The organism is Variovorax sp. W2I14 (assembly GCF_050435205.1).
GTDB lineage: Bacteria > Pseudomonadota > Gammaproteobacteria > Burkholderiales > Burkholderiaceae_C > Variovorax > Variovorax paradoxus_C.
Genome location: NZ_JBNDJX010000001.1, coordinates 7,024,065 through 7,042,115 on the forward strand (window position 1 = coordinate 7,024,065; position 18,051 = coordinate 7,042,115).

Annotated in this window: 15 protein-coding genes and 1 pseudogene; 11 read left to right on the forward strand and 5 right to left on the reverse strand. The window is 68.0% G+C overall.

Annotated elements, in window-relative coordinates:
* Positions 1-12: 12 nt before the first annotated feature.
* Complete coding sequence (ppc, locus tag QF040_RS32635) at positions 13-2,856, reverse strand: phosphoenolpyruvate carboxylase (RefSeq protein ID WP_429614360.1); 2,844 nt, start codon at positions 2,854-2,856, stop codon at positions 13-15.
* Positions 2,857-2,939: 83 nt separating this feature from the next.
* On the opposite strand from ppc, the gene hemC reads away from it, so the two are divergent.
* From hemC to QF040_RS32660, 5 genes are all read left to right on the forward strand, one after another.
* Positions 2,940-3,866, forward strand: coding sequence for a hydroxymethylbilane synthase (gene hemC, locus QF040_RS32640; RefSeq protein ID WP_307643387.1), 927 nt, complete (start codon positions 2,940-2,942; stop codon positions 3,864-3,866).
* 16 nt (positions 3,867-3,882) lie between these two features.
* The gene (locus QF040_RS32645) at positions 3,883-4,665 is read left to right on the forward strand and encodes a uroporphyrinogen-III synthase (RefSeq protein WP_429614361.1); all 783 of its coding nucleotides are present in this window, start codon (positions 3,883-3,885) and stop codon (positions 4,663-4,665) included.
* Complete coding sequence (locus QF040_RS32650; RefSeq protein ID WP_429614362.1) at positions 4,662-5,768, forward strand: uroporphyrinogen-III C-methyltransferase; 1,107 nt, start codon at positions 4,662-4,664, stop codon at positions 5,766-5,768. The genes QF040_RS32645 and QF040_RS32650 overlap by 4 nt, the downstream gene beginning before the upstream one ends.
* Positions 5,769-5,871: 103 nt before the next feature.
* A complete protein-coding gene (locus QF040_RS32655; protein ID WP_429614363.1) occupies positions 5,872-7,155 on the forward strand; it encodes a heme biosynthesis protein HemY in 1,284 nt (427 codons plus the stop codon).
* A gap of 52 nt (positions 7,156-7,207) precedes the next feature.
* Entirely contained in the window at positions 7,208-7,420 is a 213-nt protein-coding gene (locus tag QF040_RS32660; RefSeq protein ID WP_429614364.1) for a hypothetical protein, read from the forward strand.
* A gap of 131 nt (positions 7,421-7,551) precedes the next feature.
* Here the strand turns inward: QF040_RS32660 and QF040_RS32665 are convergent.
* Positions 7,552-10,819 (reverse strand): annotated as a pseudogene (locus QF040_RS32665) (Rne/Rng family ribonuclease).
* Between the two features lie 546 nt (positions 10,820-11,365).
* Between QF040_RS32665 and QF040_RS32670 the strand changes: the two are divergent.
* Genes QF040_RS32670 through QF040_RS32685 form a run of 4 tightly spaced genes read left to right on the forward strand, consistent with a single transcriptional unit; the run spans position 11,366 to position 14,544 of the window.
* Positions 11,366-12,463, forward strand: a complete 1,098-nt coding sequence (locus tag QF040_RS32670) for an RluA family pseudouridine synthase (protein ID WP_429614365.1) — start codon at positions 11,366-11,368, stop codon at positions 12,461-12,463.
* Positions 12,456-13,130, forward strand: coding sequence for an HAD family hydrolase (locus QF040_RS32675; protein WP_013539975.1), 675 nt, complete (start codon positions 12,456-12,458; stop codon positions 13,128-13,130). The genes QF040_RS32670 and QF040_RS32675 overlap by 8 nt, the downstream gene beginning before the upstream one ends.
* A gap of 10 nt (positions 13,131-13,140) precedes the next feature.
* A complete protein-coding gene (locus QF040_RS32680) occupies positions 13,141-13,509 on the forward strand; it encodes a Rieske (2Fe-2S) protein (protein ID WP_429614366.1) in 369 nt (122 codons plus the stop codon).
* Positions 13,510-13,512: 3 nt separating this feature from the next.
* Positions 13,513-14,544, forward strand: coding sequence for a S49 family peptidase (locus QF040_RS32685; RefSeq protein WP_307599471.1), 1,032 nt, complete (start codon positions 13,513-13,515; stop codon positions 14,542-14,544).
* 16 nt (positions 14,545-14,560) lie between these two features.
* On the opposite strand, the gene QF040_RS32690 is transcribed toward QF040_RS32685, so the two are convergent.
* The 3 genes from QF040_RS32690 to QF040_RS32700 are packed head-to-tail and all read right to left on the reverse strand — an operon-like array spanning position 14,561 to position 17,051.
* Positions 14,561-15,709, reverse strand: a complete 1,149-nt coding sequence (locus tag QF040_RS32690; RefSeq protein ID WP_429614367.1) for an MFS transporter — start codon at positions 15,707-15,709, stop codon at positions 14,561-14,563.
* A 2-nt stretch (positions 15,710-15,711) separates the two neighbouring features.
* Positions 15,712-16,473, reverse strand: coding sequence for an SAM-dependent methyltransferase (locus QF040_RS32695; protein WP_306879817.1), 762 nt, complete (start codon positions 16,471-16,473; stop codon positions 15,712-15,714).
* On the reverse strand, positions 16,470-17,051 hold the full coding sequence (locus tag QF040_RS32700) for a Maf family protein (RefSeq protein ID WP_429614368.1): 582 nt from the start codon (positions 17,049-17,051) through the stop codon (positions 16,470-16,472). The genes QF040_RS32695 and QF040_RS32700 overlap by 4 nt, the downstream gene beginning before the upstream one ends.
* An 83-nt stretch (positions 17,052-17,134) precedes the next feature.
* Between QF040_RS32700 and QF040_RS32705 the strand changes: the two genes are divergently transcribed.
* Positions 17,135-17,692, forward strand: coding sequence for a YceD family protein (locus tag QF040_RS32705; protein WP_429614369.1), 558 nt, complete (start codon positions 17,135-17,137; stop codon positions 17,690-17,692).
* A gap of 164 nt (positions 17,693-17,856) precedes the next feature.
* On the forward strand, positions 17,857-18,039 hold the full coding sequence (gene rpmF / locus QF040_RS32710; protein WP_007830466.1) for a 50S ribosomal protein L32: 183 nt from the start codon (positions 17,857-17,859) through the stop codon (positions 18,037-18,039).
* The last annotated feature ends 12 nt before the right edge of the window (positions 18,040-18,051 follow it).

An 18,051-nucleotide genomic window follows, 5' to 3' on the forward strand; every position in this document is an offset into this window, starting at 1 on the left:
CGGCGTTGCGCTTCATCCCGTGTTGCGCAGGCCCGCGGCCACCCCGTTGATCGAGATGTGAATGCCGCGCTGCAGCCGCTCGCCGCCGTCGCCCGCGCGGTAGCGCCGCATCAGTTCCACCTGCAGGTGATGCAGCGGATCGATGTAAGGGAAGCGATGCCGCACCGAACGCTGCATCTCCGCATTGCCTTCGAGCCGCTGCTTCGCGCCGGTGATGAGCGTGAGCGCATCCGAGGTGCGGTGCCATTCGGCATCGATCATCGAGAACACCTTCTGGCGCAGCTTGCGGTCGGTCACCAGCTCGGCATAGCGCGAGGCCAGTGCGAGGTCGCTCTTGGCGAGCACCATGTCCATGTTCGAGAGCAGCGTGCGAAAGAACGGCCACTGCGCGTACATGCGCTGCAGCAGCGCCACGCGCTCCTTCTTGCCAGCGGCGTTACCGGCCGAGGCGAGGAACTGCTCCACGCCGGCGCCGAAGCCGAACCAGCCCGGAATCGTGAGGCGGCACTGGCCCCAGCTGAAGCTCCATGGCACCGCGCGCAGGTCGTCGATCTTGTGGCTCGGGTTGCGCGATGCGGGGCGCGAGCCGATGTTGAGTTCGGCGATTTCGCGGATCGGCGTGGAGCCGAAGAAGTAGTCGCCGAAGCCGGGGGTCTCGTACACCAGCTTGCGGTACGCGGCCATGCTGGCGGCGGAAAGTTCGCTCGCGGCCGAAAGGAAGGTGGCGGGCGCCGACTTGCCCTGCGGCAGCAGCGTGGCCTCCAGCGTGGCAGCCACCAGCGTCTCCAGGTTGCGGCGGCCGATCTCGCGGTTGGCGTACTTCGAGCCGATGACTTCGCCTTGCTCGGTGAGGCGGATCTGGCCGCGCACCGTGCCCGGCGGCTGCGCGAGGATCGCCTGGTAGCTCGGACCGCCGCCGCGTCCCACCGTGCCGCCGCGGCCATGGAACATGCGCAGGCGGATCGGGTTGGCCTTCTTCTTGTTGAGTTCGTCGAACAGAGACACCAGCGCGATGCCCGCGCGGTACAGCTCCCAGTTGCTGGTGAAGATGCCGCCGTCCTTGTTGCTGTCGCTGTAGCCCAGCATCACGTCCTGCTCGCCGCCCGAGCGCTCGATGAGCGCCTGGATGTTCGGCAGCGCATAGAAGGCGCGCACGATGGGCGCGGCATTGCGCAGGTCTTCGATGGTTTCGAACAGTGGCACGACGATCAGGTCGCACACCGCGTTGGTGGCCATCGCACCGCGCAAGAGGCCCACTTCCTTTTGCAGCAGCAGCGCTTCGAGCAGGTCGCTCACCGTTTCGGTGTGGCTGATGATGTAGTGGCGAATGGCCGCGGCGCCGTAGCGCGCACGCGCGGTGCGGGCGGCGGCGAAGATGGCCAGCTCGCTCTTTGCGAGCGGCGAGTAGTCGGCGTCGGGCACGCGCAGGGGACGCGCATCGTCGAGCAGCTTGAGCAGCAGCGTCTGCTTGGCCTCTTCGGCGAGCGAGGCGTACGACGGCTCGATGCGTGCGGTGGCGAGCAGCTCGGCGATCACCGCCTCGTGCTTGTCGGAACTCTGGCGCAGGTCGACCGTGGCGAGGTGGAAGCCGAACACTTCCACCGCGCGGATCAGCGGCCGCAGGCGCGGTGCGGCGAGCACGCTGCCGTGCTTCTCGCCGAGCGACTCTTCCACCGTGCGCAGGTCGGCCAGGAATTCTTCCGCGCTGTGGTACGGATTCTGCGGCGCGACCGCATGGCGCGCGGCCTCGCCGCCGGTGAGCTCGCGCAGGGTCGCCGCGAGGCGCGCATACACGCCCGTGAGCGCGCGGCGGTAGGGCTCGTCCTTGCGGTGCTCGCTGGTGTCGGGCGAGCGCTCGGCCAGCGCCTGCATCTCGACCGACACATCGACCAGCGTGGCCGAAAGCGAAAGCTCGCCGCCCAGGTAATGCACCTCGGTGAGGTAGTAGCGCAGCGCCAGTTCGGCCTGCCGGCCGAGCGCGTATTCGAGCGTCTCGGCGGTGACGTTCGGGTTGCCGTCGCGGTCGCCGCCGATCCACTGGCCCATGCGCAGGAACGGCGCAACCGACGGCGTGTGGCCGCCTTGCGTCAGCGCCTTTTCGAGGTCGGCATAGACGCGCGGAATTTCGCGCAGGAACGTGGCTTCGTAATAGCTCAGCGCGTTCTCGATTTCATCGGCCACGGTGAGCTTGGAGAAGCGCAGGAGGCGCGTCTGCCAGATCTGCGTGACGCGCGTGCGCATCTGTGTTTCGTTGTCGGCGAGTTCGATCGGCGAGAGTGCGTCTTTTCCACCTGCGTAGGCGCTCTGGCGCAGCTTGATTTCGTCGCGCGTGGTGAGCAGCAGGGCAATGGCGCGCTCGGCATCCAGGATGCTCTTGCGCTGCACTTCGGTCGGGTGCGCGGTGAGCACGGGCGACACGTAGCTGTGAGCGAGCGAGGCGACGATTTCGTCGGGCTTCACGCCGGCCTTGCGGATGCGGGCAAGCGCGGTCTGCAGGTCGCCGTCGGCCAGCACGCCTTCGCGATCGGCCTCGGTGCGGCGGCGGATCTGGTGGCGGTCTTCCGCGAGGTTGGCCAGATGGCTGAAGTAGGTGAAGGCGCGGATCACGCGCACCGTTTCGGCGGCGCTCAGGCCCTTGAGCAGGTTCTTGAGCGCCCGGTCGGCCGCCTGGTCGGCGTCGCGGCGAAAGGCCACGGACAGGGTGCGAATCTTCTCCACCAACGCATAGGTTTCGTCTCCTTCCTGCTCCCGGATCACATCGCCGAGGATCCGGCCCAACAGCCGGATGTCGTCGATCAGTGGCTGGTCTTCGGCCTGTCGGCGCTTGGGGAGGGCAGGGGTCTTGCTGGCTTTCATTCGATGTTGTTCCTGGGGACTTGAATGGACGCGCCGCCTGCGTTGCTGCGGCGCAACATGCTAGCATTCCGGCGTCTGAAAACATGTACTTTTTGGGAGCGGTCTTGAGCAATATCGTGATCGCGACGCGCGAAAGCCGGTTGGCCCTTTGGCAAGCCGAACACGTGCAAGCGCTTCTGCAAGAACGAGGCCACACGGTCAGCCTGCTGGGCATGACGACCCGGGGCGACCAGATCCTCGACAAGAGCCTGAGCAAGGTCGGCGGCAAGGGCCTCTTCGTCAAGGAACTCGAAACAGCGATCGAAGACGGGCGCGCCGACATCGCGGTGCATTCGCTGAAAGATGTGCCGATGGACCTGCCCGAAGGCTTCGTCCTCGCCTGCGTGCTGGAGCGCGAAGATCCGCGCGACGCACTGGTCTCCCCCCGCTATGCCTCGCTCGACGAATTGCCGCACGGCGCGGTGGTCGGCACCTCCAGCCTGCGCCGCGTGGTGCTGCTCAAGGCCAGGCGACCCGACGTGCGCATCGAACCGCTGCGCGGCAACCTCGACACGCGCCTGCGCAAGCTCGACGAAGGGCAGTACGACGCAATCATCCTGGCGGCCGCGGGCCTGAAGCGCCTGGGCCTCGAAGACCGCATCCGCGTAGCCTTCGAACCCGACGACATGCTGCCGGCCGCAGGGCAGGGCGCATTGGGCATCGAGGTGCGCGCCGACCGCGAGGATCTGATCGAATTGCTCGCGCCGCTCGCGCACCGCGGCGACTGGCTCTCGACCGCCGCGGAGCGCGCGGTGAGCCGCGCGATGGGTGGCAGTTGTTCGATGCCGCTCGCGGCGCATGCCCGCTGGCAGGCCGATGGCGCATTGCGCATCGATGCGGCCTGGGGCGACCCTGAAGGCAATGCGCCGCTCGTTCGCGTTCATGCGCAGGCCGACGTCGGTGACTTCGGACGCGCCGACGCGCTCGGCGAACACGCCGCCGCGCTGCTGCGCGACGCAGGCGCCCACTGAAATCCGTGGTCGTCCGATGACTGCGCGGCCCGTCATCGTCACGCGGCCCGCGCGCGAGGCGGGGCAGTGGGTCGATGACCTGCGTGCCGCCGGCCTTGACGCGGTGGCGCTTCCGCTGATCGTCATCGAGTCGGTCCACGATGCCGAACCGCTGCGCGCGGCCTGGCGGCGGATCGAAGACTACGCGGCGCTGATGTTCGTCAGCGCCACGGCCGTCGAGCATTTCTTCCAGAGCAGGGACGCGGATTCATCCGACGAGGCGATGGCCGGTCGCCGCTTCTGGGCCACGGGCCCTGGCACGACGCGTGCCCTGCTGCGCGCCGGCGTGCCGCCCGAAGCCATCGATGCACCGCCGCCCGAAGCCACGCGCTTCGACTCCGAGGCGCTGTGGGAGCGCGTTCAGACGCAGGTATCGACTGGCGTGCGCGTGCTCATCGTGCGCGGCGGCGATGAGGCCGGGCAGCCCGCCGGCCGCGACTGGCTCGCCAAGGAGATCGATGCGGCGAGCGGCCAGCGCGACACGGTGGTGGCCTATCGCCGATTGCCGCCGTTGTTCGATGTCGGACAACATCAGCTCGCCATCGATGGTGCGCAAGGCCGCGCGATCTGGCTCTTCAGCAGCTCCGAAGCGATCGCCAATCTCCAGCGCGCGATGCCCGGCACCGACTGGCACGCCGCAAGCGCGGTCGCCACGCACGCACGCATCGGCGAAGCCGCGCGGGCCGCGGGTTTTGGTGCGTTGCGTGTCTGCACACCCCTGCGGGATGCGTTGATCGCGTCGATAGAATCGTTGGCATGAGCGCCGCGTCCCCGTCAGACGACATTTCTCCTCCTTCTTCCTCTTCCGCTGCCGCGACGGCGCCGGTGCCCGCCACGCTGGCGCCGCATCAGACGCCCGCCGCCATGGCCGCCGCAGCCACTTTGCTGTCCCGCATCGGCCTGGGGCTCCTCACTCTCATGGCGCTGCTCGCATTGGTGATGACCATCGCGCTGTGGAACAAGGTCAGCGGCATGAAGGAGCAGCTGGCACGCCAGAGCGCCGAGGCTACGGCGCAGTCGATGGAAGCGCGCACGCTGGCGCGCCAGGCGAGCGACACGGTGCGCGATGCCGCGGCCCGCGTGGCCCTCATCGAAACCCGCGTGGCCGAAGTCGCGCTGCAGCGCTCGCAACTCGAAGAGCTGATGCAGAGCCTCTCGCGTTCGCGCGACGAGAACCTCGTGGTCGACATCGAATCGGCCGTGCGCCTCGCCCTGCAGCAGGCCCAGGTCACCGGCAACGTCGAGCCTTTGCTGGCTGCGTTGAAGGCGGGCGACCTGCGCATTTCGCGCGCCGCGCAGCCCCGGCTCGCACCGCTGCAGCGCGCGATGCAGCGCGACGCAGACCGCCTCCGCAGCAACTCGAGCGTCGACAGCGCCGAGGCGCTGCAAAAGCTCGACGAGCTGATGCGCAACGTGGACGACCTGCCCACGCTGAATGCGGTGGCTGTGCGCGGCACGGGCGTCAACGCATGGCAGCCCGAACCGATTCCGGCCGATGCGCCCTGGTGGCAGCGTGCGCTGCTCACGGTGCGCGGCGAAGTCCGTTCGCTGGTGCGCGTCGGCCGCATCCAGAGCCCCGAGGCGATCCTGCTGGCGCCCGAGCAGACCTACTTCCTGCGCGAGAACCTCAAGCTCAAGCTGCTCAATGCGCGCCTCTCGCTGCTCTCGCGCCAGGTCGATGCCACGCGCACCGAACTGGGCCAGGTGACTGCATCGCTCAACCGCTATTTTGACCCCGCATCGCGCCGCACGCAGGCCGCGGCCACGCTGCTGCAGCAACTGCAGGCGCAGGTGAAGACCACCGAGCCGGCACGCGTCGACGACACGCTCGCGGCACTGGCCACCGCGGCCGCAGGGCGCTGAACAATGACCCCCCGGCTTTTCACTCGCTTCGCTCCGTGTAATTCGCCACCCCCCGAGGGGGAGGCTCGACCCGCCTTGGGGCGGCCCGGCGGCGGTCGCTGACATGCGCGCTGCAATCTGGCTCCTCGCGCTGTTCGCCGTCGCCGCGGCAGTGGCTCTTTTCGCGGGCAACAACCAGGGCACGATCACGGTGTTCTGGCCGCCCTGGCGCGTCGACCTGTCGCTGAACCTCGTGCTCGTGATCCTGCTGGGCACTTTCGTGTTGCTGCACGTTGCGCTGCGTGCGCTGGCCGCGCTGTTCTCGCTGCCGACACAGGCGCGCCAGTGGCGCCTCCAGCAGAAGGAACGCACGCTGCATGCCGCGTTGCTCGATGCGATGGTGCAGTTGATCGCCGGCCGCTTCTCGCGCGCGCGCAAGGCGGCCCAGTCGGCGTTGGTGCAGGAAAAAACATTGGCTGCACTCGATGCCAACCTGCCCCAGGCGCAGCAGGTGCGCGTGCTCTCGCACCTGCTGGCCGCCGAGAGCGCGCAGGCGCTGCAGGACAAGCCAGCGCGCGATGCGCATCTGCAGCAGGCGCTCAACGAGAGCGTCGACCGCACGGTGCTCGCAAGCCCCGAGACGCGCGAAGGCGTGCAGTTGCGCGCCGCGCGCTGGGCGCTCGAAGACCGCGATGCGGCCGCGGCGCTCGCCCGTCTCGAAGAACTCCCGCAGGGCGCGCAGCGGCGCACGCTGGCCCTGCGCCTTCGCCTGAAGGCGGCGCGGCAGGACGGGCGCACGCTCGAAGCACTTGAAACCGCCCGCCTGCTGGCCAAGCACCGCGCCTTTTCGGATGCGGCGGCGCAAAGCATCATGCGCGGCCTGGCAACCGAGCTGCTGTCGGGCGCACACGACCCGGCGCAGCTGATGCGTGCCTGGTCCGAACTCGACAGCAACGAACGCCAGATGCCCGAGGTGGCGATCCACGGCGCGCAGCGCATGGTGGTGCTGCATGGCGACCTGGCACTCGCACGCGACTGGCTGCTGCCCGCCTGGGACCGCATGGTGGCGAACCCGCGCGGCCTCGGCGATGCGCTGCGCGTGAAGCTCGCGCGCGCTTTGGAGGCGGGGCTCGACTCGGTGGACGCCGACTGGCTGTCCCGCATCGAAACCGCCCAGCGCAACAACCCGCGCGACGCGAACCTGCAATACCTCGCCGGCATGGCCTGCATGAAGCGCCAGCTCTGGGGCAAGGCGCAGCAACTGCTGACGCAGGCCGGGCTCGCGTTGCAGGACGCCGAACTCTATCGCCGCGCCTGGCTCGCGCTGGCCGAGCTGGCCGAAGCGCGCGAGGACGCCGAACAGGCCGCCGCCGCCTGGAAGCGCGCGGCGCAAGCGCCCAGCACCTGACCTGATTCATTCAGGGCGAGGTGCGGTGCGCTTCGGTGCGCCGGACAACTTCATGGGTCATCGCTTGCCGCCCTTGCTGTCGCAGTTCGCGCGGGCGTTTCTCGCGGTGCGCCTGGAGTTCTGCGTGAGCATGCACATCGATCTGCGCGTGGCGATACGGGCTGGGGAACTCGATTTGAAGAGGTCGACCGGGCACGAAGATCGTCGACGACCGCTACGGCCTGCCGCCGTTGCCGAGCGTCGAGTTCGCGCTGATCTGGAGTGAGCGGCAAGACGCTGTGCGCCTGCCGCTTCGGCCAGATGATCCTGGAAATGCCGGAGCTGCCGGTCGGCGAGCGGGCATAAAAAAACGGCGCCAAAGAGGCGCCGTTCTTCATTTGCGAGCTTGCTTCGTGCTCAGTGTGCGCCCGGCGCCTGTGCGTCGGTGGCCGTCTTCTCGAACGGCAGCGACATCGAACCCAGGTCGCGGCGGGTTTCGACCAGCACCAGCGGACCTTCGTCGAGCACGATCACCGGTGGGCGTTCGCGCGGCACATGCACCGGCTTCGGCTCGGCGGCGATCGCGGCGCGCGCTTGCGCGATGCGATCGGCATCCGAGTTGACCCACTGCAGGCCCGAGTTCTCGGCGATCTGCGCGAGTTCGTTCAGCGGCAGTTCGAAGGCCTGCACCTTGGGCAGGGCGCGGCCGTTGCCGGCGGGTGCTGCCTTGGCGGTTTCGACCACGATGGGCGCTGCGACCGGCGCGGCTGCAGGGCGCTCGAAGCGCGGCTGCGGCTGTGGTGCGGGTTCGCGCACTTCAGGGGCTGCGGCGACTTCGCTCACCTGGCGTTCGGCGACGGGTTCCGACACCAGCGGCAGTGGCTGCTGGCGCGCGACCGGCGCTTCGTACGACTCGCCGGTGGCTTCCACAGCGGCTGCGACGGCGCCTTCGGCGGCCGGTGCACCGGCTTCGCTCTCTTCGCGAGGGCCACGTTCGCGACGGTCGCGGCCGTAACGGTCACGCGAACGACCGCGGCGCTGCTCTTCGCCTTCGCGGCGCGGTGCCTGGTCGTTGCCCGCGTTGTCGATGCCTTGTTCGCCATCGGCGGACGCCACTTCAGCCACGCGCGCTTCGCCTTCGTTGGCGGCGGGCGGTGCATCGTTGCGGCGCTCACGGCGGCCGTCGTTGCGCTCGCCGCGTTCGCCACGGTCACCGCGCGGGGCGCGTTGCTCGTCGCGGCCGTTGCGGGGCTGGCGTTCGCCTTGCGGGGCGTCTTCACCGGCGACGGCTTCGCCGCGCGGTTGGGCGTCGCCGTTGCGTTCACCGCCGCGGTCGTTGCTGCGCTCACCGCGTTCGCCACGGTCGCTGCGCTCGCCGCGTTCACGACGCTCGCCGCGGGCGCGCGGTGCGCGTTCCGCTGCGTTGACTTCGTCTGCGCCGGGCGCTGCCTGCTGGGCTTCGAGGTTGACGTTGCCGTCGACCAGTGCCTCGGCCGGTGCGTTGCGGCCTTCGCCTTCGCGGCGCTCGCCACGACCGCCACGGCGTTGTTCGCCGTCGCGCGGGGCGCGTGCCTCACGCGGTTCGCGGGGTTCACGCTGCTCGCGCGGCTCGCGTTGTTCACGCGGCTGGCCTGCGGCTGCGTCGTTGCGCAGTTCGCTGCTGCGGCCTTCACGGTTTTCGCTGCGTCCTTCGCCACGGCCACCTTCGCGGCGCTCGCCACCGCGGCCGCCGCGGCGTTCGCCGTCACGGCCACCACGGCGTTCGCCGCCTTCACCGCGCGCTTCGCCGCGACCTTCGCCACCGCGGCCGCCACGGCGCTGTTCGCCGTCACGTGCACCGCCGCGGGCTTCGCCATCGCGGCCCGGACGGCCATCGCGGCGGGGCTTCGGTGCCTCGACCGGAATCGCGGACGGCGCGGGCGCCTTCGCTTCGGCCGGCGTGCCGCCGAACAGGCTCTTGATCCAGCCGAAGAAGCCGCTCTGCGCCGGAACCGGTGCACTCACCACAGGCGGTGCGACCGGTGCGGGTGCCGCGACAGGCGCGCGCACCGCTTCGGGCTTGGGCGGAACGACCGGCGCGGGCGCGTCGGGCAGCACGCCCTTGATGACCGGCGTCTGCTTGTTGGTCGGCTCCTGCGAGCGGCGGGTGACTGCCGTCGGATCTTCGATCTCGTCGGCCATCTTGTAGCTGGCTTCGATGTGATCCAGGCGCGGATCGTCGTGCTTCAGGCGTTCGAGCTTGTAGTTGGGCGTTTCGAGCGTCTTGTTGGGCACCATCAGCACGGTGACGCGCTGCTTGAGTTCGATCTTGGCGATTTCGGGGGCGCTTTTCGTTCAAGAGGAACGAAGCCACTTCGACCGGCACCTGGACGTGCACGGCGGCCGTGTTGTCCTTGAGGCACTCCTCTTGAATGATGCGCAGGATCTGCAGCGCGCTCGATTCGGTGTCGCGGATGTGGCCCGAGCCGCCGCAACGGGGGCAGGGGATCGACGAGCCTTCGCTGAGCGCCGGCTTCAGGCGCTGGCGGCTCATTTCCATCAGGCCGAACTTGCTGATCGAGCCGAACTGCACGCGGGCGCGGTCTTGGCGCAGCGCATCGCGCAGGCGGCTTTCGACTTCGCGGCGGTTCTTCGACTCGTCCATGTCGATGAAGTCGATGACGATCAGGCCGCCCAGGTCGCGCAGGCGCATCTGGCGGGCCACTTCGTCGGCGGCTTCGAGGTTGGTGCGGGTGGCGGTTTCTTCGATGTCGCCGCCCTTGATGGCGCGGGCCGAGTTCACGTCGACCGAGACCAGCGCCTCGGTATGGTCGATCACGATGGCGCCGCCAGAAGGCAGCTGCACGGTGCGGGCGTAGGCCGATTCGATCTGGTGCTCGATCTGGAAGCGGCTGAACAGCGCCGCGTCGTCGCGGTAGCGCTTCACGCGGGCGGCATGCTCGGGCATGACGTGCGCCATGAACTGCTGCGCCTGGTCGTAGATGTCGTCGGTGTCGATGAGGATGTCGCCGATGTCGTGATTGAAGTAATCACGGATCGCGCGGATCACGAGCGACGATTCTTGATAAATCAGGAAGGCGCCCTTGCCGCCCTTGCCCGCGCCGTCGATGGCGGACCAGAGCTTGAGCAGGTAGTTCAGGTCCCACTGGAGTTCGGGCGCCGAGCGGCCGATGCCGGCGGTGCGCGCGATGATGCTCATGCCCTTGGGGTACTCGAGCTGGTCCATCGCCTCCTTGAGCTCGGCGCGGTCGTCGCCCTCGATGCGGCGCGAAACGCCACCGCCGCGGGGGTTGTTGGGCATCAGCACGACATAGCGGCCGGCCAGCGAGATGAAGGTGGTGAGGGCCGCGCCCTTGTTGCCGCGTTCTTCTTTTTCGACCTGGACGGTGAGTTCCTGGCCTTCGCGGATCGCATCCTGGATGCGGGCCTGGCTGGCCGACACGCCTTCGGCGAAGTACTGCTTGGAGATTTCCTTGAACGGCAGGAAGCCGTGGCGGTCTTCGCCGTAGTCGACGAAACAGGCTTCGAGGCTGGGCTCGACGCGCGTCACGACCGCCTTGTAGATGTTGCCCTTGCGCTGTTCGCGCCCTTCGATCTCGATTTCGTAGTCGAGGAGCTTTTGCCCGTCGACGATGGCCAGGCGCCGTTCTTCGGCTTGCGTGGCATTGATCAGCATCCGCTTCATGATGCGTTGTCCTTATATGTATCGTTTACCGGCTCTTGACGAGCCAACGATGCACGGACGACGCCCGCGAAACCAGGGAATTGCCGCTTGGCCCCGGATGCTGTCGCTGCCGCGCCAGGCGCGAGCAGGCCTCTCGAGCGTCAGCTCAAGAAGACAGCCGGGGTGGGGGCGCGTGGATGGGCGCGAGCCAGATTCGGTGTTGAGTGGCGATCTTTTCGATCGCCGGTTGCGCAAGGGGGGCGCGCGCTGCGGATGATTCAATGCCGGAGGCCGCTGGCAGAAGCCAGGTCGGCCAGCGAAGGCATATTTGAATCAGCAGCATCAACACAACAAGGGACTCGCTTCGATCCGCCGGCAGCTTGGAAGCTGCAGGCTGGGTATTCCGTATCGGTGTTTCGTGGGTGTCGGCTTGACTTGGGTGCCGGGCCTGCCACTTTGCGCAATTGCGCGGGGTTTGCAGCTCGGCGCCAAAGCGGCATCGACCTCACAGCATGATCGTCAGTGCTCTAAACTTCTGTCTAATCAAGCACTTACACGACCGCGCTGGTGAAAAACATTATAGGTGCGAAGCAAAGCCCCGAGACCGCTCCAAATCCCGCAGATCGAAATGCCGGGGCCGAGGCAGGCGCGCATGCGGCCATCAAATTCATCACCGTCGACGCGGAGTCCGCGGGGCAGCGGCTCGACAACTTCCTGTTCCGCCATCTGAAAGGCGTGCCCAAGACGCATGTCTACCGGATCATCCGGTCGGGTGAGGTGCGCATCAACAAGGGGCGCGTGCAGGCCGAGACCCGCATCGAGGTCGGCGATGTGCTGAGGCTCCCGCCGGTGCGGATTTCGCCGCGCGCCGAAGAGGGCGCAACGCCGCCCGCACCTGCCCGTGAATTCCCGGTGCTGCTCGAAGACGACGCCGTGCTGGCCATCGATAAACCCGCCGGCGTGGCGGTGCACGGCGGCAGCGGCGTGAGCTTCGGCGTGATCGAGCAGCTGCGCACGGCGCGCCCGGGCGCCAAGTTCCTGGAGCTGGTCCACCGGCTGGACCGCGAAACCTCCGGCATCCTGCTGGTCGCCAAGAAGCGCAGCGCGCTGGTCGCGCTGCAGGACCAGTTCCGCGAGCGCGAAACCGGCAAGACCTACCTGGCGCTGGTCGAAGGCGACTGGCCCGCAAACAAGAAGGTGCTCGATGCGCCGCTCGCCAAATACTTGCTGCCCGACGGTTCCGGCGCCGGTGCCGGCGAGCGCCGCGTGCGTGTGGTCGCCAAGGACCATCCGGACGCGATGCGCGCCATCACGCTGGTTCGCGTGCTCGCGCGGCTCACGCTGCCGGGCGACGCCACGCCGCTGTCATTGCTGGCGGTGACGATCAAGACCGGCCGCACCCACCAGATCCGCGTGCACCTGGCCTCGGCCGGCCATGCGATCGCGGGTGACGACAAATATGGCGACTTCGAGCGCCAGCGCACGTTGCAGAAGCTCGGCTTGAAGCGCATGTTTCTTCACGCATGGCGCTTGCAGTTCAATCACCCGGCGGGCGGCGAGCGCGTCGCGCTGCAGGCCGACCTGCCGCCCGAACTGCACGCGCTGATGCCCCCTTCCGCGCTCCAGACGCTGGCCCAACACCCCACTCCCACGGCCCATGACTGATTCTTCCGCCAGACCTCCCCGCTTCGACCTGATCGCCTTCGACTGGGACGGCACCCTCTACGACTCCACGCGCCTGATCGTGCGCTGCATCCAGGCCGCGGTCATCGATGTCGGCGGCGCCAAGCCCACCGAGAACGATGCCGCCTGGGTGATCGGCCTCGGGCTCGCGGAAGCGCTCGCGCGCGCGGCGCCCGATGTGCCGAAGGAAAAGTACGCCGAACTCGGCGCGCGCTATCGCTACCACTACCTGCAGCATCAAGATGACCTGGTGCTGTTCGACGGCGTGCTGCAGATGCTCGATGCCCTGCGGGCGCGCGGCCACAAGCTGGCCGTGGCCACCGGCAAGTCGCGCCGCGGGCTGAACGAAGCGCTGAAGTCCGTCGCCCTGCGCGACCGCTTCGATGCCTCGCGCACCGCCGACGAAACCTTCGGCAAGCCGCATCCGCGCATGCTGCTGGAGCTGATGGAAGAACTCGACGTGCCCGCCGAGCGCACGCTGATGATCGGCGACACCACGCACGACCTGCAGCTCGCGACAAATGCCGGCTGCGCAAGCGTGGGTGTGAGCTATGGCGCGCACGAGCCGTCGAGCTTCGATGAGTTCAAGCCGCTCTTCGTCGCCCATTCGGTGCCCGCGCTCGAAACGTGGCTCCTCGACAACGCCTGAGAATTTCGTCATGAGCGAAGAGTGCATCCCGCTGTGCAACGCCTCAGACCTCGTCGAAGGCGGCCGCGCCGTGCCCTTCGATGTGGTTCACGGCGGCGAAACCTGCCGCGCCTTCGCGGTGCGCTTCGAGGGCCAGCCGCATGCGTACCTCAACCGGTGCAGCCATGTGGCGATGGAAATGGACTTCCAGCCCGACCGCTTCTTCGACGACACCGGCCAGTGGCTGCTGTGCGCCACCCACGGCGCGGTCTACCAGCCCGACACCGGCGAATGCATGGGCGGCCCCTGCCGCGGCGGCCTCGTGAAGATCGCCTTGAGCGAACGAGACGGCGTGGTGCACTGGCATACTGCCTGGAACCTCCAACCTCTCACCTTCTGACACATGACCGACCCGAATCGCAGGGACCCCGAGGGTTTCGATCCGTTGGAACCGGTAGCTCCCCTCACCACCCCCAAGAACATGGCTCAAGACCCTACACAGCGCCCCGGCTGGGAGCGCGCAACGCTTGAAAAGCTTGCCTTCGCCGCGCTCGGCGAGCAGAAGGCCACGCGCCGCTGGAAGACCTTCGTGCGTCTCGCATGGCTCGCGTTTTTCATCTTCCTGGCGTGGTTCGCGCTCTCGCGCAGCACGCCGAGCACCGCCAAGACCACGGCCCACACGGCGGTCGTCGAGATCAAGGGCGAGATCGCAGCGGGCGGCGACGCCAGCGCCGAGTTCGTCGTGGCCGCCATGAAGACCGCCTTCGAGGACGAGGGCGCCAAGGGCGTGGTGCTGCTGATCAACTCGCCGGGCGGCAGCCCGGTGCAGGCCGGCATCATCAACGACGAGATCAAGCGCCTGAAGGCCAAGCACAAGAAGCCGGTCTACGCGGTGGTCGAGGAGACCTGCGCTTCGGCCGCTTATTACATTGCCGCCGGCGCCGACAAGATCTTCGTTGACAAGGCCAGCATCGTCGGCAGCATCGGCGTGCTGATGGACGGCTTCGGCTTCACCGGCGTGATGGACAAGGTGGGCGTGGAGCGCCGCCTGCTCACGGCTGGCGAGAACAAGGGCTTCCTCGATCCGTTCAGCCCGATGAGCGATGCACAGCGCGCACACGCCCAGACGATGCTCAACCAGATCCACGCGCAGTTCATCAACGTGGTGAAGACGGGCCGCGGCGATCGGCTGAAGCTCGACACCCCGGGCCTGTTCAGCGGCCTGTTCTGGAGCGGCGAGCAGGCGGTCGAGTACGGCTTGGCCGACCAGCTCGGCAACGTCGATTTCGTGGCGCGCGAGGTGATCAAGGCCGAAGAGGTCATCGACTACACCCGCCGCGACAACGTGGCCGAGAAACTGGCCAAGAAGTTCGGCGCGGCGATGGGCGAAGCCTCAGTGCGCTCGCTGCAGGTGGCGACACCCGCGCTGCGCTGAAGCAGATCAAAAGCTCTCAGGCCGCTTCGCTGCGTGTGAAGCGGGCCGAGGCTGCCAGCGCCGCGGCGAAGATCACCACCACGTAGAGCGCGGCGGTCAGCGAGCTGGCCCGCGCCAGCAGGCCGATCACCGCGGGGCCGGCCATGAATCCCAGATAGGCCACGGCCGATACCGACGCGATGCCGCTGGCGGGCTCGACGCCTGGCACGCGGGCCGAAGCGCCGAACAGGATCGGCACCACGTTTGCAAAGCCGACCCCGACGCCTGCGAAGCCGACCAGCGCGAGCCAGGGGAGGTCGGTCAGCAGCACCAGCGTCATCGATGCAGCGGCGAGTGCGCCGCTTCCACGCAGCAAGGCAATCGGGGTGAAGCGGGCGCGCATCGCGTCGCCGCCGAAACGCGCAGCCGCCATGGCCGCGGAGAAGGCCGCATAGGCCAGCGCCGCCTGCTTCTGCGGGCTGCCGAGCTCCTGCTGCATATAGAGAACGCTCCAGTCGTAGATCGCGCCTTCGGCGATCAGGCCCAGTGCGGCCAGAACCCCGAGCACCGCGAGCGGGCCGCGGGGCAGGCGAAAACTGTGGTCGGCACCGGCTGTGTTGCCCGTGGCCGCCTTGGGCAGCATGCGTGTCGAGGACAGGGCGACCAGCAGCAACATCACCGCTGCGACCAGTAGCAGATGCGCCTGCGCGCTCATGCCCGCGGCAAGCACCGCGCTACCGCTCGCTGCGCCGGCCATGCCGCCCAGGCTGAACATGCCATGCATGCCGCTCATCAGGGGTTTGCCGCTTTGCATTTCGAGCTGGGCTGCTTCGGTGTTGATGGCGACGTCGAACACGCTGGTGACGAGGCCGAACGCGGCCAGCAAACCCATCAGTGCGAAGTAGCCCGGCATGGCGATCAGGCCGGCGAGCAGCAGTGCATAAACACAGCCGGAAAGGGCGGCGATCCGTCGCGGACCGTGGCGGCCGATCCAGCGGCCCGCGCTGGTCAGGCCGAACATTGCGCCGGCGCCTGCGGCGAGCAACGCTATTCCGAGCTGTGCCTCGTCGAGGCCGTAGTGCGCCTTGACCGTGGGCACATGCACGCCCCAGGTCGCGAAGATGAAGCCGGAAGAAAAGAACTGCGCACGCGAGGCCCAGCGCGTGCTGGCGGTCACCACCATCATCGTCAGCGGCCGATCGCGAACACGGCGGGCAGGCGTTCGTCGGTTGCGGTCTGCGGCTTCGCGCGCCAGGATTTCACTGTTTCGCTGCGCACATGGGAGGTTGCGAGGGTCAGGCCGCGCGCGACGGCGAGGCGGGTGTTCTGGTGCATCGTCTGAACCAGCGCCTGCAACAGTGCGGCATTGCGGTAGGGCGTTTCGATGAAGAGCTGCGTCTGGCCGGTCTTGAGCGCGATCGCTTCGAGCTCGCGGATGCGGGTCTGGCGCTCGCTCGCGTCCTGCGGCAGGTAGCCGACGAAGGCGAAGTTCTGGCCATTCAGGCCGCTCGCAGCCAGCGCCAGCAGCAACGAGACCGGGCCGGTCAGCGGCACGACAGTGATCCCCAGGTCGTGCGCGGCGCGCGCCACCGAGGAGCCCGGATCGGCCACCGCCGGCATGCCGGCTTCGCTCAGCAAGCCGACGTCGTGGCCTTCGAGCGCGGCGGCCAGCAGCGGCCGGGCGTCGAACTGGCCGGCGTGGTCGCCTTTCTTGTGCACTTCACGCGGGAGCTCCTGGATGTCTTGCGCCTGCAGCGGAGCGGCCAGCGGCGCGACCGCGTCGATGCGCTTGAGGTAGGCGCGGGCGGATTTTGCGTTCTCGCAAATCCAGTGCGTGATGCCGGCCGCCACCTGCAGGGTGCCGAGCGGCAGCGCGTCTTGCAGCGGGGCTTGGACGTCGCAGCCGAAATCGAGCGGCGCGGGAACGAGGTAGAGCTTGCCGTGGGTCACAGGAGTTCGACCCCCGCGGCGCGCAGCATCTGGCAGGTGCGGATCAGCGGGAGGCCGACCAGTGCGGTCGGATCGTCGCTGTCGATGGCGCTCAAGAGGGCGATGCCGAGGCCTTCACTCTTGGCGCTGCCGGCGCAGTCGTAAGGCTGCTCGGCCTGGAGGTAGCGCTCGATGGCGGCATCGCTGAGGTCGCGGAACACGACGCGCACGGGCGCCAGGTCGCGCTGGACGAAGCCAGTGGCGTGGCAGACGACGGCGACTGCCGTCTGGAAGATCAGTGTCTGGCCGCGCATCCGGCGCAACTGGGCGGTGGCGCGGGCGTGGTCGCCGGGCTTGCCTAGCGCCTCGCCCGAGAGGTCGGCCACCTGGTCGGAGCCGATGACCACGGCTTCTGGAAAGCGGGCGGCGACTGCGTTGGCTTTTTCCAGGGCGAGGCGTTCGGCGAGGGCGCGGGGCGTTTCGCCGGCCAGCGCGGTTTCGTCGACTTCAGGGGCGTGCACATCGAAGGGCAGGTGCAGGCGGGTCATCAGTTCGCGGCGATAGCGCGAGGTCGAGGCGAGGATCACGGGGCGTTGCATGGGGAGGATTGTGCGTGAGCCACGCAAAAACCTTCTGGCTCGCACCATGCCAGTGAAGCTGTTGGCGCGCTAGACTGGCGCGGATGAAGAGAGAATTTGCCCCCGAACGGCTCGACGTGGCCGGCTTCGCCGCCGCAGCCGCAACCCTGAATGCCGCCGACCCGGTTCCCAATTACGTGCGCCTTGTCGCTGAACTGGCGGATCCGGCTGCTAGCGCCGTCGTCCACTGGAAAGCCACCGGCGAGGAGCGTCCGGGCGCCGACGGCAAGGCCGCGCCCTGGCTGCACTTGGAAGCCGAGGCGATCGTTCCGCTGACTTGCCAGCGCTGCCTGGCACCCGTCGAGACGGAGCTCGTGGTGGACCGCTGGTTCCGTTTCGTCGCCGACGAGGCCACGGCGGAAGCCGAAGACGATGAAGCCGACGAAGACCTGCTGGTCATCAGCAGGGATTTCGACCTGCACACCCTGATCGAGGACGAGCTGTTGATGGAAATTCCCGTCATGCCTGTCCACGATGTCTGTCCCGAGCCGGTTCGCTTGTCGTCCAGCGATGACGATTTCAACGCAGCCGAGGAAGCCAAGCCGAACCCGTTCGCGGTGCTCGGAACGTTGCGTTCGCGCAAGCCGGAAGAGGGCAAGTAGCCCTTTCCCGGCAGCTAGGCTATAATCATGGGCTTCGCGCGCGCCGCCGTGAGCAGCGATACAGAGATAACAGGCAGGGGCATTCCATACATGCCGCTCACTTTTTTGTATCGCCACCGCTTGAGCCCGTATCCAGTCACTCACCTAACAGTCCAGGAGCCATCATGGCCGTCCAGCAAAACAAGAAGTCGCCTTCCAAGCGCGGCATGCACCGTTCCCACAATGCACTGGTCGTGCCCGGCATCGCCGTGGAGCCGACCACTGGCGAAACGCACCTGCGCCACCACATCAGCCCGAACGGTTTCTACCGTGGCCGTCAGGTGCTCAAGAACAAGTCCGAAGCCTGATTTCGCACTCCA

Coding starts and splice junctions, on each gene's coding strand:
- QF040_RS32685 (WP_307599471.1), top strand. CDS start 13,513: ATGACCGACCCGAATCGCAGGGACCCCGAGGGTTTCGATCCGTTGGAA.
- QF040_RS32700 (WP_429614368.1), bottom strand. CDS start 17,051: ATGCAACGCCCCGTGATCCTCGCCTCGACCTCGCGCTATCGCCGCGAA.
- QF040_RS32680 (WP_429614366.1), top strand. CDS start 13,141: ATGAGCGAAGAGTGCATCCCGCTGTGCAACGCCTCAGACCTCGTCGAA.
- QF040_RS32705 (WP_429614369.1), top strand. CDS start 17,135: ATGAAGAGAGAATTTGCCCCCGAACGGCTCGACGTGGCCGGCTTCGCC.
- QF040_RS32675 (WP_013539975.1), top strand. CDS start 12,456: ATGACTGATTCTTCCGCCAGACCTCCCCGCTTCGACCTGATCGCCTTC.
- QF040_RS32645 (WP_429614361.1), top strand. CDS start 3,883: ATGACTGCGCGGCCCGTCATCGTCACGCGGCCCGCGCGCGAGGCGGGG.
- rpmF (WP_007830466.1), top strand. CDS start 17,857: ATGGCCGTCCAGCAAAACAAGAAGTCGCCTTCCAAGCGCGGCATGCAC.
- QF040_RS32690 (WP_429614367.1), bottom strand. CDS start 15,709: ATGATGGTGGTGACCGCCAGCACGCGCTGGGCCTCGCGTGCGCAGTTC.
- QF040_RS32660 (WP_429614364.1), top strand. CDS start 7,208: ATGGGTCATCGCTTGCCGCCCTTGCTGTCGCAGTTCGCGCGGGCGTTT.
- hemC (WP_307643387.1), top strand. CDS start 2,940: ATGTACTTTTTGGGAGCGGTCTTGAGCAATATCGTGATCGCGACGCGC.
- QF040_RS32650 (WP_429614362.1), top strand. CDS start 4,662: ATGAGCGCCGCGTCCCCGTCAGACGACATTTCTCCTCCTTCTTCCTCT.
- QF040_RS32655 (WP_429614363.1), top strand. CDS start 5,872: ATGCGCGCTGCAATCTGGCTCCTCGCGCTGTTCGCCGTCGCCGCGGCA.
- ppc (WP_429614360.1), bottom strand. CDS start 2,856: ATGAAAGCCAGCAAGACCCCTGCCCTCCCCAAGCGCCGACAGGCCGAA.